This window comes from Nocardia sp. FBN12, assembly GCF_050320175.1.
Lineage (GTDB): Bacteria > Actinomycetota > Actinomycetes > Mycobacteriales > Mycobacteriaceae > Nocardia.
Window position 1 is genome coordinate 4,239,318 of the sequence record NZ_CP190048.1, and the last position, 19,901, is coordinate 4,259,218.

General features: G+C 67.2%; 16 protein-coding genes. 6 read left to right on the forward strand and 10 right to left on the reverse strand.

Annotated features, from left to right (window positions below; all coding sequences use genetic code 11):
* Positions 1 to 5 precede the first annotated feature (5 nt).
* Positions 6 to 719, reverse strand: a complete 714-nt coding sequence (locus tag ACQHI0_RS20210) for a TetR/AcrR family transcriptional regulator (protein ID WP_427903411.1) — start codon at positions 717 to 719, stop codon at positions 6 to 8.
* A 110-nt stretch (positions 720 to 829) separates the two neighbouring features.
* Here ACQHI0_RS20210 and ACQHI0_RS20215 point away from each other — a divergent pair, with 110 nt between their 5' ends.
* Positions 830 to 1,492 (forward strand): hypothetical protein, encoded by a 663-nt coding sequence (locus ACQHI0_RS20215; protein WP_427903412.1) that lies wholly within the window; start codon positions 830 to 832, stop codon positions 1,490 to 1,492.
* Here ACQHI0_RS20215 and ACQHI0_RS20220 read toward each other — a convergent pair.
* The 7 genes from ACQHI0_RS20220 to ACQHI0_RS20250 form a co-directional block, all read right to left on the reverse strand.
* Positions 1,462 to 2,820, reverse strand: coding sequence for a DUF2252 domain-containing protein (locus tag ACQHI0_RS20220; RefSeq protein WP_427903413.1), 1,359 nt, complete (start codon positions 2,818 to 2,820; stop codon positions 1,462 to 1,464). The genes ACQHI0_RS20215 and ACQHI0_RS20220 overlap by 31 nt on opposite strands.
* A gap of 141 nt (positions 2,821 to 2,961) precedes the next feature.
* A complete protein-coding gene (locus ACQHI0_RS20225; protein WP_427903414.1) occupies positions 2,962 to 4,053 on the reverse strand; it encodes a DUF4185 domain-containing protein in 1,092 nt (363 codons plus the stop codon).
* 182 nt (positions 4,054 to 4,235) lie between these two features.
* Positions 4,236 to 4,820 carry a nucleotidyl transferase AbiEii/AbiGii toxin family protein gene (locus ACQHI0_RS20230; protein ID WP_427903415.1) on the reverse strand — a complete coding sequence of 195 codons (585 nt, stop codon included), beginning with the start codon at positions 4,818 to 4,820 and terminating at the stop codon, positions 4,236 to 4,238.
* Positions 4,817 to 5,017 (reverse strand): hypothetical protein, encoded by a 201-nt coding sequence (locus ACQHI0_RS20235; protein ID WP_427903416.1) that lies wholly within the window; start codon positions 5,015 to 5,017, stop codon positions 4,817 to 4,819. The genes ACQHI0_RS20230 and ACQHI0_RS20235 overlap by 4 nt, the downstream gene beginning before the upstream one ends.
* Positions 5,018 to 5,089: 72 nt before the next feature.
* Positions 5,090 to 6,091, reverse strand: coding sequence for a ketol-acid reductoisomerase (gene ilvC, locus ACQHI0_RS20240; protein ID WP_427909237.1), 1,002 nt, complete (start codon positions 6,089 to 6,091; stop codon positions 5,090 to 5,092).
* Between the two features lie 75 nt (positions 6,092 to 6,166).
* Positions 6,167 to 6,670: an acetolactate synthase small subunit gene (ilvN, locus tag ACQHI0_RS20245; RefSeq protein WP_019048314.1), complete on the reverse strand. Its 504-nt coding sequence runs from the start codon at positions 6,668 to 6,670 to the stop codon at positions 6,167 to 6,169.
* Positions 6,667 to 8,595, reverse strand: coding sequence for an acetolactate synthase large subunit (locus tag ACQHI0_RS20250; RefSeq protein ID WP_427903417.1), 1,929 nt, complete (start codon positions 8,593 to 8,595; stop codon positions 6,667 to 6,669). The genes ilvN and ACQHI0_RS20250 overlap by 4 nt, the downstream gene beginning before the upstream one ends.
* Before the next feature lie 313 nt (positions 8,596 to 8,908).
* Here ACQHI0_RS20250 and ACQHI0_RS20255 point away from each other — a divergent pair, with 313 nt between their 5' ends.
* A complete protein-coding gene (locus ACQHI0_RS20255) occupies positions 8,909 to 9,697 on the forward strand; it encodes a PH domain-containing protein (RefSeq protein WP_427903418.1) in 789 nt (262 codons plus the stop codon).
* 317 nt (positions 9,698 to 10,014) lie between these two features.
* Positions 10,015 to 11,856 (forward strand): dihydroxy-acid dehydratase, encoded by a 1,842-nt coding sequence (gene ilvD / locus ACQHI0_RS20260; protein ID WP_427903419.1) that lies wholly within the window; start codon positions 10,015 to 10,017, stop codon positions 11,854 to 11,856.
* A gap of 147 nt (positions 11,857 to 12,003) precedes the next feature.
* Here ilvD and ACQHI0_RS20265 read toward each other — a convergent pair whose 3' ends face one another.
* Positions 12,004 to 13,623, reverse strand: coding sequence for a DHA2 family efflux MFS transporter permease subunit (locus ACQHI0_RS20265; RefSeq protein WP_427903420.1), 1,620 nt, complete (start codon positions 13,621 to 13,623; stop codon positions 12,004 to 12,006).
* A 71-nt stretch (positions 13,624 to 13,694) separates the two neighbouring features.
* Here ACQHI0_RS20265 and ACQHI0_RS20270 point away from each other — a divergent pair, with 71 nt between their 5' ends.
* Positions 13,695 to 14,204 carry a MarR family winged helix-turn-helix transcriptional regulator gene (locus ACQHI0_RS20270; RefSeq protein WP_427903421.1) on the forward strand — a complete coding sequence of 170 codons (510 nt, stop codon included), beginning with the start codon at positions 13,695 to 13,697 and terminating at the stop codon, positions 14,202 to 14,204.
* Between the two features lie 107 nt (positions 14,205 to 14,311).
* Here the strand turns inward: ACQHI0_RS20270 and ACQHI0_RS20275 are convergent, their stop codons facing one another.
* Positions 14,312 to 15,160 (reverse strand): DoxX family protein, encoded by an 849-nt coding sequence (locus ACQHI0_RS20275; protein WP_427903422.1) that lies wholly within the window; start codon positions 15,158 to 15,160, stop codon positions 14,312 to 14,314.
* 129 nt (positions 15,161 to 15,289) lie between these two features.
* Between ACQHI0_RS20275 and ACQHI0_RS20280 the strand changes: the two genes are divergently transcribed.
* Entirely contained in the window at positions 15,290 to 16,411 is a 1,122-nt protein-coding gene (locus ACQHI0_RS20280) for a PQQ-dependent sugar dehydrogenase (RefSeq protein ID WP_427903423.1), read from the forward strand.
* Between the two features lie 96 nt (positions 16,412 to 16,507).
* On the forward strand, positions 16,508 to 19,873 hold the full coding sequence (locus ACQHI0_RS20285; protein WP_427903424.1) for a DEAD/DEAH box helicase: 3,366 nt from the start codon (positions 16,508 to 16,510) through the stop codon (positions 19,871 to 19,873).
* The last annotated feature ends 28 nt before the right edge of the window (positions 19,874 to 19,901 follow it).

Genomic DNA, 19,901 nt, shown 5'->3' on the forward strand with positions numbered 1-19,901 from the left:
GAGTGTTACCCGCGCCCGGCGATCGCGGCGGCGACTCCGTCGAGGATGAGGTCGAGGCCGAAGGTGAAATCGCCGTCCGACGATTCCTCGTCCGGCGGGACGTCGGCGAATACCTGGTCGACGAAGAGCGCGGCGACCTCGGGGAAAGGAGACAGGTCGAGGGTCGACACGTCGCGCTGGTACGCGTCGAGAGATTGAGCCTCGCTGCGCTGTTCGGTGCCGCGCTGCTCGGCCATGTGCCGGTCGGTGACGAAGGACTGCCGGACATAGCCACCGACCACGGTGATCGCACCGATCTTGGCGCCCCAGTCCAGGCCGGTATCGCGCAGGGCAGCGAGACCGGCGTTCATCCAGGCGAGGGCGTTCAGGCCGCGCGGCGGGCCCGTAATGGGGATCTGGGTCAGCCAGGGATGGCGGGCGAACACGGCTCGCTGACCGGTCGCCCAATCGCGCAGGGCGGGCCGCCAGGCGGGACCGATGACCGGCGGCAGGCCGAAGGCAGTGTCGGCCATCAGGTCGGTGAGACCTTCTTTCGAACCGATGTGGCGGTAGAGCGACATCGGTGTGACATCCAGCGCGGCAGCCACTTTCGTCAGTGACGCGGCGCGGAGACCTTCGCGATCGGCCAGCGTGATCGCCGTCGCGACGATGCGTTCCGCGTCCAGTTCGGCCGGGCGGCCGACGCGCGGTCGTGGCGAACCGGACTGCTTGCTGGTCACCGTCTCCTCATTCGTTCGGGGGTTCCCTCAACTTAACATAGGGTTTATAGTTTAAGACCTATACTAATTCCGATCGAGCCGGAGCGCTCGGAGGCAAGGGTCGAATAGCTATGGGTATCAACAAGATTCAGCGCACCACCGGGGCTGCCGCCTTCGCCGGTGCCGGGTGCACGCTGATCGAACTGCCGCTGTATTTCGTCTACGCGGGGGCACCGCCGGACGCGAACGTGCTCACTCGATGCCTGCTCGGGCTGGTCGGGCTCACCCTGTTCATCGTGTTCATGAGCGGACTCACCTACGTGGTGAGACAGCGTGACCCGGAACGCGACTGGTTCGGGTCGCTGGCTGCCAGGGCCGGAACAGCGTGGCTCACGGTGATTTTGGTGTCGACCGGCCTAGAGGTCGGTGCCGTGATCGCCGCACCGGAGCCGATCGATCCCACCATCACCGTCACCGGTACCTACATCCTGTACGGGACCATCTCGCGATTGCTGGAGGGACTGTTCCTCGTGGCATTCGCCATCGCGGCCGCACGGCTACTGCCCCGCTGGTGCATCGTGACCAGCTGGGCACTCGCGGCGGTGAACTTCGCGTTCGTGCCGTCGCTGTTCTTCGGGAACACGCCGGCGAACTTCTACGCGGCCAACGGATGGGGCAGCACGGCCACCGTCGGCGGGCTCACCATGCTGTGGTTGTTCGCGATCGGGATCACGCTGTACCGGTCGGCACCGACCGAGGCCGATCAGTACGCGTTGTCGGCCACTTCCACCTGACCGTCCTTGATCGCGGCCAGCAGCAGCCGGTAGTCAGCCATGGTCTGATCCGAATACGACATCGCGAAATCGCGCAATCCCTTGTCGAATTTGTCGCTGCCGCCGAGATAGGTGCCGATGGCGGCCGGGTCACCGGAGCGGCAGTGGGCGCGGGCCAGTACGCCACCGCACAGGCCGCCGTAATTGGCGAGCTGGCGGTGGGTCATATTCTCGAAATCGGCCGAGCCCTTCATGTCGCGGAACTGGCGCCAGTAGTAGTCCACACCCTTCGGCCCGGTGGCCCAGCCGAGGAAGATGTCACTGGCCGCCTGCATCAGCCGCTGACCCGCGACGACGCGATGTCCCTGCTGCTGGTATCGGCTCGGCTTCTGATACGGCGCCAGCACCGAGGTGCCGGCCTCCTTCATCTGCAGGAACAGCGGAGCGCCGGACTCCTTGTCCATCATCAGCGCGATGAAGCACCGCGTGCCGACGCTGCCGACCCCGACGACCTTCACCGCGGTATCGACCAGGGTGTAGCGGTTGAGCAGTACGCGCGTCTGGTCGGGCAGGCTGCGCCGGTACTCGGCGAGCACGGACTTCACGGTCTTCTCGTCGGGCAAGGTGACGGGCACCAGCAGGGGTGGCTGATTCTTGATCCGCGGGATGCCCTCGGCATCGGGTTCGGTGAGCTTTTCCAGTGCCTGCAGGCTGGTGCGCTTCATGGCCGAGGCAACCGTCTTCTCGGCCTTCTTGCGGAACTTCTTCTTCGGGATCTGCGCGATGACCTGGTCGGCATCGACGCGGTCATACCAGATTTCGAGACTGTCCTGCTGTGTCATCTGCTCGATGCCCTCGCGATAGCCACGGGCGGTCGCCTCCGCCGCCGACGCCGCCTCCGCATCGGAACAGCCATTGCCGAGCGCCGCGACCGCGACACTGGCGACCAGACGTTTGACGTCCCACTCGAACGGGCCGGGCAGTGTCTCGTCGAAGTCGTTGACGTCGAAGACGAGGTGGCGTTCCGGCGTACCGAAAAGCCCGAAATTCGCCAGGTGCGCGTCGCCGCACAGTTGCGCGATGAGCCCGGTGTCAGGACCGCAACCCAGGTCATAGGCCATCACCGCCGCGGCACCACGCAGGAAAGCGAACGGCGACTCCGCCATCCGCGCCATCCGGATCGGCACCAGATCCTGCACCCGCGTCGCGTTCTGCTGCTGCAGAATCGCCACCGGGTCCTCCCGCCCCGACACCGCCTTCCACTCCCCCAGCTCAGAACGCGAAACCCGCCTTCGCGCCGCTTTCCCCACCTCAGCGGCCTGCCGATCGAAATCCTCAACCGTCGTCATCGAGCAAGTCTTGCGCTACCGGACCGCCACGACAAGGGCCGGCGGATAACCACTCGGACACAGCAGCCCGCCCGCACCGGCAAATGCGAACGGCTCATCGAGCAAGTCTCCCGCTATCGGCCGTCGACAGCAGGGGTGGCGCTACGGACCGAGCCGCCTGCGCCACTCGTCGACTCGGCGGACGAGCTCCTGCCACCAGGTCCGGTCCGGTGGCGGAGACGGCCGAGGCTGGGGCTCTGGGGTCGGCGTGGGAGTCGGTTCGGGGTCGGGTACGGGGACCAGCACCTTGCGGCGAATCCCGGTGCAGGTGAATTGGGTCGCCCGATAGGGATTCCCGTTCTCCGCCCACTCGGAGACGATGAGCGTGAACTTGCCGTCCTCGAGCTTGCTGTAGGGATGTATGTAGCCGCCGTACAGGCGCGGGACTGTGTCGACACCGCGCGGCATCCCGGTCACCGGCCGGTGTGTGTGGGTCGTGATCCAGTTCGTGTTGTCGATGCGGTCGCCGACCTTGACGAAGATCGAGTAGTCCCCCGCGTCGAATCCGGATATCACGGCCCTGTTCTCGACATAGCGCAGGCAGATCTCGCCGAATCGCCAACCGGGCAAGATCGGCGTCGGCTCACGGTTCCAGGCCCAGTCGTCACCGTCCCAGCCCCAGCCCTGCCAGGCGTGTGGATCGGACAGGCCGTCGACCGTCGCGCGCCACAGCAGCATGTCCTTGTTCCTGGCCAGGCCGCCGGTGGAGATGATGTGCACCCAGTCGCTGTGCGGGTCCTTGGCCCAGGAGATCATGACGCGCTTACCGGCGAAGGCGTCGCACCAGAACTTCGAGCCGCTGCGCGCCCAGGTGATGCCGCTGTCGTCGGATGTCCATACCTCGCACCACTTCTCGTTGCCCAGACCCTGGGTGTACATGACCCACAGGTAGATCCGGCCGTCGATGGTCATCGCGTCGCACGGCAGGACGGTGGAGTATTCGGCGTTGTCGTGCTGGTAGTCCCACAGCTGGCGGCCGTCGGTGCTCGGCGAGGTGGCCATGACGATCGGCTCGGCGGGGTCGCGCGCAGATGTGCGAGTGATGATGGGGGAACGCCAGTTCCCGATGCCGCCCATCGGTGGGCCGTACGGGCCGTCCCCGGAGAACGAGTCGCCCCAGATGAAGCCGACGTCGCCGTTGGGCAGCTCGAACGGAATCGCGAGATCGCCGCCACCGAGGTCGGCCGAGGGCACCGGGTTCAGATCCGTGACGCGGATGACACACCTGCCCCGGTCGGCGCGAGCCGAAATCGTTGGGCTGCTTTCACTTCCGTCACGCCACCACGGTACGTCAAAATGCCGAAAGGCCCGCTCGCACGTGGCGAGCGGGCCCTTCGAGACGCGATGAAACCTTACGCGGTTTCGGTGATCGGGCTTCAGAATGCAAGCAGGACATCGAGACTCGACACCAGGTCGCGGTCTCGGTTGAAGCCACGTTCGGCTATCAGGCACACAGCCGAACGAGCTATCGAGATGTCGTCCTCGGTGGCGACGCTCAACAACTCACGCAGATCCGCGAGATCCTGCGGACGCGTCACATCGTCGCGAGAGAGCAATTTGAGAGCGATCAAGTGCCCGGTTGTCGCCACCGGCAGACTCAGGTCGGGGACGATCTCGATCTCGTCGGCAGCGGCGGCGATCTCGTGCTCTATTCCTGAACTTGCGAAGAGCAGATCGACCAGGACAGGGACGCCGTCGAAGTTTCTGCGCAGACGGATCGTGGCGAGTCGTCCGTTGTCGTGTTCGACGGACGCGTGCATGCTGTAACCGGCGTCGAACATGCTGCGCACCAGCGCTTCCGCGTCGCCGTCATCGGCTACTGCGACCGCGAGGTCGATGTCATGGGTGAATCGGGGAATCGAGCGGGCCGAGACTGCGAAGCCTCCGACGAGGGCCCAGCGGTAGCCCAAGTTGTCGATGTCGGCTCGCGCACGCCGCAGCGCTGATTCGAGGGCGTTCACGCAAACCTGGCGGATGGCCGACCAGCTGTGTCTTCAACGCCTGACCGGGACAGGAGCCAGGATGCGACTCTGTCCGCAATCTCGGTCGAGGACGCATTCGGGTACATCCTGCGCATCCGCGTGCGATACATCTGCACACCGAATTCGGACATCTCCAGGGCTAGCCGAAGCCGCTGAGCTGGTGTTCCTTCCGTCACCCCCCCAGGTTACGTCAGAACGACGAAAGGCCCGCTCGCACGTGGCGAGCGGGCCCTTCGGGGATCAGCGAATTACGCGGTTTCGGTGATCGGGCGGTCGACCCAGCTCATCAGGCCGCGCAGCTTGGCGCCGGTGACCTCGATGGGGTGCTCGGCGTTGGCCTTGCGCAGACCCTCGAGCTCGGTGTTGCCGTTCTCGACGTTGGCGACGAGACGCTTGACGAAGGTGCCGTCCTGGATGTCGGCCAGGATTGCCTTCATGCGCTCCTTGGTGCCTGCGTCGATGACGCGCGGGCCCGACAGGTAGCCACCGAACTCGGCGGTGTCGGAGACCGAGTAGTTCATGCGGGCGATGCCACCCTCGTACATGAGGTCGACGATCAGCTTGAGCTCGTGCAGCACCTCGAAGTACGCCATTTCGGGGGCGTAGCCGGCCTCGACCATGACCTCGAAGCCGGTCTTGACGAGCTCTTCGGTGCCACCACAGAGCACGGCCTGCTCACCGAACAGGTCGGTCTCGGTCTCTTCCTTGAAGGTGGTCTTGATGACGCCGGCACGGGCACCACCGATGGCCTTGGCGTAGGACAGCGCCAGAGCCTGGCCGTCGCCCTTCGGGTCCTGATCCACGGCGATGAGCGCGGGCACACCCTTGCCGTCGACGTACTGACGACGCACCAGGTGGCCGGGTCCCTTCGGGGCGACCATCGCGACGGTGACGTTGGCCGGAGCCTTGATCAGGCCGAAGTGGATGTTGAGGCCGTGGCCGAAGAACAGCGCGTCGCCGTCCTTCAGGTTGGGCTCGATGTCGTTGGTGAAGATCGACGCCTGGGCGGTGTCGGGGGCCAGCACCATGATCACGTCGGCCCACGCGGAGACCTCGGCGGGGGTGCCGACGGTCAGACCGGCCTCTTCGGCCTTCGGACGCGACTTCGAGCCCTCGGTCAGGCCGACGCGGACGTCGACGCCGGAGTCGCGCAGGCTCAGCGAGTGCGCGTGGCCCTGGCTGCCGTAACCGATCACGGCGACCTTGCGGCCCTGGATGATCGACAGGTCAGCGTCGTCGTCGTAGAACATCTCGACTGCCACTTGATTGGTCCCTTCTGAAAATGATGGTTAGGAAAAGTTATCGCGGAGGTTGCTGAGGTCGACTCAGCGGGTCGCGGTGATCGACTTCGGGCCGCGGCCCACAGCCACCACACCCGATTGCACGATCTCGCGGATGCCGTACGGCTCGACCATGCGCAGCAGCGCGTCGAGCTTGGAGCGAGTACCGGTCGCTTCGATGGTCAGCGCGTCGGGCGAGACGTCGATCACCTTGGCGCGGAACAACTGCACGGCCTCGATCACCTGCGTGCGCACCGACGCGTCGGCGCGCACCTTCACCAGGATCAGCTCGCGGGCCACCGAGGCGTCGGCGTCCTGCTCCACGATCTTGATGACGTTGATCAGCTTGTTGAGCTGCTTGGTGACCTGCTCGAGGGGCAGATCGTCGACGGTCACGACGATCGTCATGCGCGAGATCTCGGGGATCTCGGTGCCACCGACGGCCAGGGATTCGATGTTGAAGCCACGGCGCGAGAACAGGCTCGCGACTCGCGCCAGCACGCCCGGCTTGTCCTCGACAAGGACGCTCAGGGTGTGGGTCGTGCTCATTCGTCGTCGCCCTTCTCGAATGCGGCCTGCTCGCGTTCCATCGCCTCGTGGATGACGGCCGGTTCGGAGACCGACTCGTCCTCGTCGAAGAGCGGACGGATGCCGCGGGCGAACATGATCTCGTCGTTGCTGGTGCCGGAGGCGACCATCGGCCACACCTGGGCGTCCTTGCCGACGATGAAGTCGATGACGACCGGGCGGTCGGTGATGGCCTGGGCCTGCCGGATCGCGTCCTCGACCTCGGACTCCTTCTCCACCCGGATGCCCACGCAACCCAGCGCCTCGGCCAGCTTCACGAAATCGGGGATGCGCAGCGAGTGCGTGCCGAGATCGGTGTTGGAGTAGCGCTTTTCATAGAACAGGGTCTGCCACTGGCGGACCATGCCCAGGTTGCCGTTGTTGATCAGGGCGACCTTGATCGGCACGCCTTCGATCGCGCAGGTGGCCAGTTCCTGGTTGGTCATCTGGAAGCAGCCGTCACCGTCGACCGCCCAGACTTCCTTGTCCGGCGCGCCCATCTTGGCGCCCATGGCGGCGGGAACCGAGTAGCCCATGGTGCCGAGACCGCCCGAGTTGAGCCAGGTGCGCGGGTTCTCGTACTTGATGAACTGCGCGGCCCACATCTGGTGCTGGCCGACGCCGGCGCAGTAGATGGCCTCGGGACCGGCCAGGCGGCCCAGCGTCTCGATGACGTACTCCGGCGAGACGGAACCGTCGCTGGGCGTCTTCCAGCCCAGCGGGTAGTTGTCGCGGATGCCGCTGAGGTAGGTCCACCACGGACCGAGCTCGAGCAGCGGTGCGGCGCCCGACTGCGGATCGGCCTTGAGGGTCTCGATCAGTTCGACGATCACCTCACGCGCGTCGCCCACGATCGGGACGTCGGCGTGGCGGTTCTTGCCGATCTCGGCTGGGTCGATGTCGGCGTGGATGACCTTCGCGTCGGGCGCGAAGGAGTCCAGCTGACCGGTGACGCGGTCGTCGAAACGGGCGCCGAGGGTGATCAGCAGGTCCGACTTCTGCAGCGCGGCGACAGCGCCGACGGTGCCGTGCATGCCGGGCATGCCCATGTTCAGGGTGTGGCTGTCGGGGAACGCGCCCCGCGCCATCAGGGTGGTGACCACCGGGATGCCGGTGAGTTCGGCCAGCTCGAGCAGTTCGGCCGAGGCATCGGACTTGATGACACCGCCACCGACGTAGAGCACCGGCTGCTTGGACTCCAGGATCATCCTGGCGGCCTCGCGCACCTGCTTGCCGTGCGGCTTGGTGACCGGACGATAGCCGGGCAGCCGCATCTCCGGCGGCCACGAGAACGTGGTCTGGGCCTGCAGGGCGTCCTTGGTGATGTCGACCAGGACCGCGCCGGGGCGACCCGAGGCAGCGAGGTAGAACGCCTCGGCCAGGGTGCGCGGGATCTCGGCGGCGTCCTTCACCAGGAAGTTGTGCTTGGTGATCGGCATCGTGATGCCCGAGATGTCGGCTTCCTGGAACGCGTCGGTGCCGACCAGGCTCGACGGCACCTGACCGGTGATCGCCACGATCGGAACCGAGTCCATCTGCGCGTCGGCCAGCGGGGTCACCAGGTTGGTGGCGCCGGGACCGGATGTGGCCATACACACACCGACCTTGCCCGAGGCCTGCGCGTAACCGGTCGCCGCGTGACCGGCGCCCTGCTCGTGCCGGACCAGGACGTGGCGGACCTTCTTGGAATCGAACAGCGGGTCGTAGACAGGAAGGACCGCGCCGCCGGGAATGCCGAATACCGTGTCGACGTCGAGCTCTTCGAGGGACCGGACCACCGACTGGGCGCCGGTCACGCGCTCGGGCGCGACCTGGCGGCGGGTGGGGTTGGTCGCCGGGCTACCGGGGGTAGCTGAAGGCGCTGACCTGCGGGCCGATGGCCCGGGTCGTGCGGTTGGTGCACTCACCGTCTTCGTTCCTCACTGTCTCGTTCTGACTCGGACTGGCCCGGGGGCCACTGGCATTCGCCCGAACACAAAAAAGCCCCCGCCCAGCACATGGCTGTTCGAGGGTGGCGCGTCGCAAACGCGAGCTGACGTATTGACTACCTAGTCAGGCTCGACGCTGGACGCGCCGGCCGATTACGAGCTCGTTTCGAATCACACGTACGACGTTAGGCGCGCGTACTGCGTCGAGTCAAACAGGCTTTCCGCTCCGGTCCCATTCTGTGGGACTCGAGTGGTTGCGTGGGTCCGTGTACCAAGATGCGAGGATAGGAGGGTGTCATCACCGCATCAGTCCGTGCCACCGGCTAAATCGTCCCACACCACCGACGAGGGAACCGATACGGGTCGCCCGTCGCGACCCGGCGGCCTGCGCTCGGCCAGTCCGGGGCGGCTCGCGGCGATCGGGGCGGTGGTCCTGGCGTACCTGATCTTCGTCATCGCGGGAACGGTGCAGGACTGGTCGCTGGTGGTGCGGATCGGGGCGATCGTGCCCGCCGCGGTGATCGTCTGGTTGCTGATGCCGCGCAGGGCGAACACCGCGACGCCGGGTGTGCATGTGATCGCGGTTCCCCGGTTGGCCTATATCGGCGTGCTGGTGCTGGCGTTCTGCGTGTTCTTCCCGTTCGTCGGGTGGCCGGTCGCGCTGTGGCCGTTGCTGCTGGCGCCGGTGATCGCGGTGTGGTGGGTGGTGCGTACGCACACGACCGTGTCCGCGTCCGGACTGGATCTGAGTTCGATGACCGGGAAGAAGCACCTCGACTGGGCGCAGGTCAAGGGGATCAGCATTCCCAAGCGCGGCTATGTGCGCGCCCGGCTCGACGACGATTCCGAGGTGAAGCTGCCTGCCGTCAGCTACGACCGGTTGCGTGAGCTGATCGAAGCGTCCGGCGGGCTGCTGCCCGATGTTTTCGCCGCCGCGGAAGCCGCCGAGGCCGAGCGCCTCGCCGCTGAGCGCGCTGCGGCGAAGGTCGAGTCCGACGCGAAGGTTGAGCCCGACGCGAAGGCCGAGTCCGACGCGACAGCGGCGACCGATGCGAAGCCGGAGTCCGGCACCGAGCAGTAACCACGCGGGGACCCCGCAGCGATCGTCGGCTCCATCACTGTGGGAATCAGGACGTCGGTGTGCGCCGTTGTAGCGGTAAGCTGACGGCGACCGGGCACCCCGCGCCGACGGCACCACCGCGGCGACATCCCACGGAGCGACACTCCCGCCTCGAGCCCGGTTCCATCACTGGCGCACGTACCACCGGCGCGACGCGACCATCGCCCGCCGGAGTAACGTTGCGGCTTGCCGGACGCACCGCGTACTCGCACGTGGCGCGCAGGTCAGCCCCCTGCTCGCACGCTTGCCACGCACCCAGCGACTCTACGAGGATTTCAATGCCACCGCTTCGTTCACGCACCACCACCATCGGCCGCAATGCCGCGGGCGCGCGCTCGCTCTGGCGCGCGACCGGCATGACCGACTCCGACTTCGGTAAGCCGATCATCGCGATCGCGAACTCGTACACGCAGTTCGTGCCCGGTCACGTGCACCTCAAGAACATGGGCGAGATCGTCGCCGAGGCGGTGGCCGCCGCCGGTGGCATCGCGCGCGAGTTCCACACCATCGCCGTCGACGACGGCATCGCCATGGGTCACGGCGGCATGCTCTACTCGCTGCCCTCGCGCGAGATCATCGCCGACTCCGTGGAGTACATGGCCAACGCCCACACCGCCGACGCGCTGGTGTGTATCTCCAACTGCGACAAGATCACTCCTGGCATGCTCAACGCCGCGATGCGTCTCAACATCCCCGCCGTGTTCGTCTCCGGCGGGCCGATGGAGGCCGGTAAGGCCGTGATCGTCGACGGTGTCGCGCAGGCGCCGCTCGACCTGGTCAGCGCGATCTCCGCGAGTGCGAGCCCGGACGTGTCCGACGAGGGCCTCGACGAGGTCGAGCGCTCCGCGTGCCCGACCTGTGGTTCGTGTTCAGGCATGTTCACCGCGAACTCGATGAACTGCCTGACCGAGGCGCTCGGCCTCGCGCTGCCCGGCAACGGCTCCACCCTGGCCACCCACTCCGCTCGGCGTGCACTGTTCGAGCGGGCAGGCACCGTCATCGTCGATATCGCCAAGCGCTGGTACTCCGACGACGACGCGTCAGTGCTGCCGCGAAACGTGGCCAACGCCAAGGCTTTCCGCAACGCGATGGCCCTCGACGTCGCCATGGGCGGCTCGACCAACACCGTGCTGCACATCGTCGCCGCCGCGCAGGAGGGCGAGATCGACTTCGACCTGCAGACCATCGACGACATCAGCCGCAAGGTGCCGTGCCTGTCCAAGGTGGCGCCGAACTCGGATTACCACATGGAAGACGTGCACCGCGCCGGTGGCATCCCCGCCATCCTCGGTGAACTGCGTCGCGGCGGCCTGCTCGAGACCGACGTGACCACCGTGCACACCGCCGACTACGAGGAATTCCTCGACACCTGGGATATCCGCTCGGGCAAGGCATCCGACGAGGCGCTGGAACTGTTCCACGCCGCGCCGGGTGGCGTGCGCACGGTCGAACCGTTCTCCACCAGCAACCGCTGGTCCTCGCTCGACACCGATGCCGCCGGTGGCTGCATCCGTGACATCGAGCACGCCTACACCGTCGAGGGCGGGCTGTGCGTGCTGCGCGGCAACATCGCCCCCGACGGCGCGATCCTCAAGACCGCGGGCATCGACGAAGACCTGTTCACCTTCGAAGGCCCGGCCGTGGTGGTCGAGTCGCAGGAGGACGCGGTGTCGATGATCCTCGGCAAGAAGATCCAGCCCGGTGACGTGGTCGTCATCCGGTACGAAGGACCGGCCGGCGGTCCCGGCATGCAGGAGATGCTGCACCCGACCTCGTTCCTCAAGGGCCTCGGTCTCGGCAAGGTGTGCGCGCTGATCACCGACGGCCGCTTCTCCGGTGGTACCTCGGGGCTGTCGATCGGCCACATCTCCCCCGAGGCCGCCTCGGGCGGTGCCATCGGCCTGATCGAGAACGGCGACCGCATCCGCATCGATGTGCACACCCGCGCGCTGGAAGTGCTTGTCTCCGACGAGGTCATGGCCGAACGCCGCGCGAAGATGGAAGCCTCGGAGCGCCCGTGGCAGCCCGTCAACCGCGACCGCACGGTGACCACCGCCCTGCGTGCCTACGCGGCGCTCGCCACCTCGGCGGACAAGGGCGCTGTTCGTAAGGTGCTGTAGCCGCCTCTCCGCGTATTCAGGCTCGCCGCCGGTCGTTGACGCGACCGGCGGCGAGCCTGTTATCGGGGTAGCCCGATCCCGGCGGGTTACCTATGTTCTTGCGAAATCACGGGTTGCGTTTCGCGGGTGGGGCAGACTGTCCTGCTGTCAGACGAGCGCGGGTTGTGTTGTCTGCGTTGACGACTCGTCGTCGCGTCCGGTCCGGGAGGGAATCAGAGCGGTGGCCACGAGGCCGAGCAGGACGAACCCTGCGGCCAGGTAGGCGCCGAGGTTGACGCCCGTGGTCATCGCGGATCGGCCCGCGGTGGCCACTTCTTGCGTATCCGGTTGGGCCGCAAAGCCTTCGATCGCCGCGCCCGCGCTGCCGGTGATGGCGTGGGCGAACTGCTGGGACTGGGCGGGCGGCATTCCCGCCGCGGTCAGGTCTTTGTCGACGTTCGAGCTCAGGGTGGTGAAGAAGATCGTGGTGAGCAGCGCGATGCCGAGGGCGGAGCCCAGTTGACGGAAGGCACTCTGGATACCGGAGGCCTGGCCGTTGTCGGCTTCGGGGATGTCGGCGAGAACGACGTTGGTCACCTGAGCCGTGGCGAAGCCGACGCCGATGCCGTACACGCACAGGACCAGCGAGATCGACCACCACGAGCTGTCGGTGGCGGCGAAGAAGCCGAGCGCGGCCAGACCGACGACTTCGAGGCCGAGGCCGAGCCGGACCATGTTCAGCGGCGACGCCTTGCCCGCCATCCCGAAGCTGGCACCACTGGCGATGAAGCTGCCGATGGCGATCGGCACCAGGGCCAGGCCGGATTGCAGCGCGCTGTAGCCGAGGGTGAACTGCAACCACAGCGGCAGCACGGCGACGATGCCGAACTCGCCGAGACCGATGATCAGGGTCGCGATATTGCCGTTGCGGAACGAGGAGAGCGAGAACAGGCTGAGGTCCATCAGCGCTTTGTCCGCATTGCCGCCGCGCCGCAACAGCACCTGCCGGACAATGAAGCCGCCCAGTGCCAGCACACTCAGCACCAGCGCGACCAGCACCGGCGAAGGTCCACTGGACCAGGTGAATCCGGCGATGCCCATCGGATGAGTGGTGGTGATCCAGCCGTAGGTGCGACCTTCGACGAGCCCGAAGGCCAGCAGCCCGAGGCCGAGCACCGACAGGATCGAACCGATCACATCGAGGCGGCCGGCGACCTTCGGTGAGGGCGCGATGCATGCCATGACACCGACCACGATCAGCACCGCCAGCGGCACATTGATGCCGAACGCCCAGCGCCACGACACATGTTCGGCCAGCCAGCCACCGAGCAGTGGACCGAGCGCGGCGGCCGCACCGATCGTCGAACCCCACACCGCGAACGCCTGACCACGGGCTTTGCCGGTGAATGTCGCGTTCAGCAGGGCGAGTGAGGTCGGCAGGATCATCGCCGCGCCCGCACCCTGCAGGAATCGCGCGATGACGAGCAGTCCGCCATCGGGGGCGAGCCCGGCCAGGATGCTGGTCGCGCCGAACACCACGACACCGGCGACGAACACCCGGCGCGCCCCGACCATGTCGGCGACGCGGCCGACCACCAGCAGCAGGGCCGCGAACACGATCGCGTAGGACTCCTGAATCCATTGCGCCTCGGTCGAACCCGTGTCCAGGTCACTGATGATCGACGGGATGATCACGTTCACGATCGTGGTGTCGACCACGATCAGCGCGACGCCGAGGGCAATGGCGATCAAGCCGAGCCATCGGCGAAGGGACGACTCTTGACTCATCGCACACTCCTATTTCCATGGTGGAATAATTCCACGGTCAAAGTATATTCAGGGCAATAGGATGTCAAACGATGCGAAAGGAACCTATGAGCCAGGCGGACGCTCGCGCCCAGTACGAACGAATCCACGAAGGCATGCGGGCCTACGGCGCGAGTTACCGGGAGCTCGCCCGCCGGTTCGCGACCTGGCTCGGGTTGCACTCCACCGATGCCGAGGCGCTGATCGAGATCCTCACCGCCGAGGAACGCGGGGGCACGCTGTCACCGGCGCGGCTCAGTGAACGGATCTCGTTGTCCAACAGCGCGACAACCGCGCTGCTGAACCGGCTCGAACAGGCCGGTCATATCGTGCGCAGCAGGGAGCACGACGACCGCCGCGTCATCACGCTGCGCAGCACACCGCGAATCCACACCCTCGCCAATGACTTCTTCGGCCCGCTCGGCGTGCAGGTGGAGCGCACGGTGATGGAGAAATACTCCCCCGAGGAGCTGCGTCGGTTCGAGTCGTTCCTGGCCGACGTGCACACCACGATGACCGCCCACCTGGCTGAGCCCGCGCCGTCGCGACCACTGATGCAGTAAGTACATAGGCACCGGGTACCGGCTGACCCAGCCACCACACGCGACCGCCTGCCGCGTCATCGACGTACCGCGCCCTCAGGTCTGGCCGAAAGGTGCGGAGCGGCGGATCAGAAGGGGCCGATGCCCTTCAGCGGATTGCCGCCGTGCAGGAACCAGAAGGTGAGGATCGCGGCGGCGATGGCCAGCAGGACCACCACGAAGGATCCGTAAGCGGGGCGGGTGGCCCAGCCTCGGGTGCGGTCGAAGGACCAGCGGCCGGGACCGGTGAGGATGATCGCCAGGGCGGAACCGGCCAGGATGCTGTCGAGTTCGACCCCGGTGGGGGTGCCCGCGTTGTATTGGAAGCCGGGAACCATGCCCTGCTTCCACATCCACGCGTTCAGGATGGTGGCCAGCACGGCGCCCGCGGCGAGGGGTGTGGCCAGGCCGATCACCAGGAGGATGCCGCCGCCGAGCTCGCCGGCGATCACCAGGGCGGTCGACAGTGACGGGTAGTCCCAGCCGCCGCTTTCCATCATGGTCTTGGTGCCGTCGAGGCCGGGGCCGTGGAACCAGCCGGTCAGCTTCTGCAGACCGTGGTAGATGAAGGTGTAGCCGACCACCAGGCGCAGGACGAACAGGCCAAGATCCAGCGTGCCGCGACGGGCCTCGCGGTTGCGGCGTTGCAGGCGGACCGTGCCCGCCGAGGCCGCGGAGGCGGGGGGAATCGTCGCGTACCCGTAATCTTCGTCGGTGTCGTCGCGACTGGTTTTGGCGGTGCTCGCGCCGGGTACCTCATCACCGGGGTCGAGACCGAGATCCTCGTCGGTGCGCGGAATATCGCGCGGATCCGGCTTGCGCATCTGCGTCGTCGGCGAATCGAACGGGCTGGTCACCGGGCGACCTGCCGCCGACGCGCCCTGCCCGGCCTGCGCCGAACCATCGGCCTTCGGAATGTCATTCGACTTGTCGGTCACCGACCCACCTTATGACGTGGTGCGGCAGCGCGGCGTCCTTCCCCGCAACGGGCGTGTCAGCCCCGCTCGACCGTCGATGGCCGCCGGCAAGCGTGCCCGGCCCGCACCGGTGCCGGTAACGTCTGGAATATGAGTTCGGGAATCGCGCGACGCGTGGCAGTCGGGGTGGCCCTCGGCACCGTTTTGCTGGCCGGGTGCGCCCGTTTCGACGAGTCGGCGTCGAGTCCGTTCACCACCGAACCGCAGCTCGGCGGGTCCGGCGCGGAACCGAAGAAGCCACAGGAGGACCCGTCGCAACCACCGCGGCCGACCGGGCCGTGCATCGACCCCGATCCCAACGTGATCGCCACCTGCATGGAATCGGGCGCCGGGCTGATCTCGGTGGGCGAGGGCGCGCTGGTCGCGGAGCGGAAGACCGGGCGGATCCTGCAGGTGACGGCGGTCGACGCGAGCACACCGCAGCCGGAGCCGGTGGAGGTCGCCAGCGTGCCGGTCGACGGGTCGGCCGATGGCGGCCTCTCCGATATCGTGCTCTCCCCCACCTTCGGTGAGGACGGGCTGATGTACGCCTACATCACCACCGGCAGTGACAATCGGGTCGTGCGCTTGTCCAAGGACGGGGCTCCCAAGCCGATCCTGACCGGAATTCCCAAGGGCGCCAACGGCAATCGCGGCGCCCTCGAATGGTCGACGCCGACGCAGCTGATGGTCCTCACCGGCGATGCCGGAAACCCCGGTGCCGCAGCCGATCCCGGCTCGCTCGGCGGAAAACTCCTTCGCCTGGAATCACCGTCGTCGGGTACGAACACCCCGCAGGTGGTCGCGTCGGGCCTCGGTTCGGCCGGTGACATCTGCCGCGACGGCAAAGACGGCATGTGGGTCACCGACCGCACCGCCGCCGAGGACCGCCTCCAGCACCTGAGCCCCGACGGCACCCTCAGCGTCGCCTGGACCTGGCCCGACCGTCCCGGCGTCGGCGGCTGCACGGCCACCGGCGACGGCGTCGGCATCGCCCTGAGCGAAGGCAAGGCGCTGGCCGCCGTCGCCGCCGACCCCACCAGCTTCGCCGTCACCACCGCCCCCACCCTGATCGCCCAGGACAAGTACGGCAAGCTCCTCGGCGCCACCGCCAGCGCCGACGGCAGCATCTGGGTCACCACCACCAACAAAACCGACGGCGAGCCAGGCGAATTCGACGACCGCGTCGTCCGCATCCCGCCGCCGCAGGGTGGGGCAGGCGGCCCGGACTAGGTTCCGGGTCGGGCGCGAAGGCCCACGGCACCGCACGGCCTTCGCGTACCGTTGATCGAGTTGTCAGCATGCTGGCCGACTACTCGGGGGTTCGTCATGGGTGGGAACGATCGCGCGACTCGACTGGTGCAGTTCTGGCGCACCGTGGAAATGTTCAGTCCACAAACAGTTCCCGACCCGACACCACCCCGCAGGCGCGATGCCGACAGTCGAGTGGTCGATCTCGCACCCGACCAGCCCGCACCATGGGAAGACGATTCCCCGATCCGGCTGCCCGCGGCTGCCCGCGGCAAGGTCTGGCAATACAGCCTGTACGGCGGACTGTTCGACCTGGACCGGACCAGAGACGTCCTCGTGCGTTCCTTCGGTGCGGACCCGGTTGACGAGGACGGCCGCCGATCCGGCACCACGGCGGTATTCGCCTTCACCGTCACCCACGACGGCGCGATCGTCGAGAACTCGCCGACGCTGTCGGCCCTGGCCTGGGCAGTCAGCCGCCTACGCAACCCCGGCCCGCGTAATCCGCAATGGCTGGACGGTTTCGACCGCGAGGAACGGGAGTTCGTCACGGCACTCAACACTCTCGCTCCGCCGAGGCTGGGCGAGAGTGACGCACGGACACCGCAGCGCGGACCACGGTCCACCCGGATTCGTCACGCCGCCGCCGATGCGGCGAGCAAGGGCGCAGGCGCAGCAGCGACTGTGGCGGTCACCGCGGCGGCCACCGCCCTGGCCGGACCGGTCGCAGGTGGCATAGCGGGCACTGTCGCAGGCACATTCGCAGAAAAGCTATTGGCACGCGACACAGCGCCCGGTACGTCGGCGACCGAGTCCGGACCGCGGCGCGCTCGCTCGCTCACTACGAAGGATCTGTGCGCTTTCACTGCCGAACTGGCTGCCGCACTGGGTATTTCGGCAGATCTCGCGCCCACCGGGTTGCGCATCAAATGCGTACAGGTCCGGGCATGCAGTAGCGACGAAGCCGGCAGTCAGGAATTCCTGAACAGCTTCATCGCCACCGACCTGGGTGAGATCGAGACCGCGGTACGCAAGGGCGACCTCGGGCCGGCACTGCGCGACTACCTCACCGACACCGCCGACATCGCGGTCGGTCGGCGGATCGATGTGCGCCACGACACCCGCGCGGTCCTCGCCGGCGTCGAACCGAAACGGTTCCCGCCCGGGCGCTGGCCGGGCAGCACCGAGCGGCCGCTGGTGACGAGCCAACAGTTCGCGGTCAACGAAATGATGGACCGATTGGGCAGCAGCGCAGGAATTTTCGCGGTGAACGGGCCGCCGGGTACCGGCAAGACGACGATGTTGCGCGATGTCCTGGCAGCCATCGTCGTCGCGCGTGCCACCCGGTTGGCCGGCCTGACCGAGCCGAGCGCGGCATTCGGCGCGGCCGCGGGAGCGGTCCAGGTCACCAAGAACTACACGGCGACCGTCCATCGCCTGATACCGGCGCTGACCGGCTTCGAGATCGTCCTGGCCACCGCGAGCAACGACGCGGCCACCAATGTCACCGCCGAGATTCCCGGAGTCGCGGCGATCGCGGGAGCCGAAACCGATGCGCTCGGCACCGACTACTTCGCCGATCTCGCGACAGCGGTCCTCGACCAACCGGCCTGGGGTCTGGTGGCGGCGGCCCTGGGCAATATGGGCAAACGACGGCAGTTCGGGGAGCGATTCTGGTTCGGCGGTGGCGATCGCTCGCCGGACACCCCGGGGATGCTGAGCATGCTCAAACTCGCCGAGTCCGATCCGAGCACGGTGCCCGATTGGATGACAGCGGTCACCGAGTACACCGAACAGCTGAGCGAGGTCGGCTCGCTCGCCGACCAGCGCCAGGCGATCGCCGATGCCATCGCCGAGATCCCCGCCCTGCGAACCGATATCGACGTGGCGATGAGTGCGGTGCACGTCGCCGCGCAGGCGCACGCCGAGGCACGCGAGCAGAACCGACTTGCGGCCGACGACATAGCACGCGCGCAGGAGCGATCAGCGGACATCAGCGCGCGGATCGCCGAGCACGCCGGACTCCGGCCCGGCTTCTGGGTCTCGCTGTCGACTTGGTTCCGCGCGGGACGTGAATGGCATGCCGACGCCGCCGAGCTGGTGCGGGAGCGGCAGACCGTGACAGAGACGATCCGGCGACTGCAAGCTGAACTCACCCGCACCGCGCAGGTGTGGGCCGACGCGACCAGACGCGGCAACTCGATGGTTGCCCAGCACCGCGCCCTGTCCGAGCAGCTGGCCGACCGCCTCCAGCAGATACACGAGTCGATCGACAGCAGGCCGGGCACGGTGCCATACGGCGAGGTCCTCGACAGTGACGTCACGTTGCAGCTGTGCACAGTCTGGGCCGACGAACAGTTCAGCCGAGCGCGGCATCGGTTGTTCCTCTCGGCGCTCGCGCTACACCGTGCGTTCCTGCTGAACTCCGCGAAGAAGGCGCGCGCGAATCTGGCGGTGGCCGTCGCCGTCATTCGCAATGACATCGACGGTCGGCCTGCTGCGGAGACCATCGAAGCAGCGTGGCAGACACTGTTTCTCGTGGTTCCGATGGTGTCGACGACGTTCGCGTCGTTGCCTCGCCTGTTCAGCGGTCTCCAGCGGGAATCGCTGGGTTGGCTGTTCATCGACGAGGCCGGTCAGGCCACCCCGCAGTCGGCGGTCGGCGGGCTGTGGCGGGCACAGCGTGCCGTTATCGTCGGTGACCCACGCCAGCTCGAACCCGTTGTCACGCTGCCACGAACCGCCCAGACAGCGATCCTGGACCACTACGGCCTCGACCGGGAGTGGCTGCCGGACAACACATCGGCTCAGCAGGTAGCCGACCGGCTGGCACGGTTCGGCACGGCACTCGACGCCACCGGTGACGGCGACCCGGTCTGGGTCGGTGCACCCCTGCGCGTGCATCGACGGTGTGACCGGCCGATGTTCGAAATCGCCAACCGCATCGCCTACGGCGGCGACCTCATGGTGTACGGAACCCCCGAGCGCCCGGAGTTCCCCGGCGCGAGTGTGTGGCTCGATGCCAAGGCCGAACACAGCGAGGGCAAGTGGATTCCGCGCGAAGGTGAGGTACTCGCGCGCTTGCTTCGACAGCTCGTCGATGCCGGTGTGCCGCAGGCCCAGATCCGGGTGGTCAGCCCGTTCCGTGAGGTGGTCAGCGGCGCGAAGCGTGAGGCCAGAGGCTGTCTCGGAGCCGAGTTCTCCGCACGAAACGTCGGCACGGTCCACACGGTTCAGGGGCAGGAAGCCGACGTGGTGATCCTGGTGCTCGGCACCGCACCGTCGGCAGCGGGGGCACGCGCCTGGGCCGGGGCGACGCCCAATCTGCTGAACGTGGCGGTCTCCCGCGCGAAGCGCCGGTTCTATGTCATCGGTGACCATCGACTATGGCGGACACAGCGACATTTCGACGTGCTCGCCGCCGGATGGCAAGTGCGGCACTGAGCGCCGAACGGCCGCCTGGACTACGAAA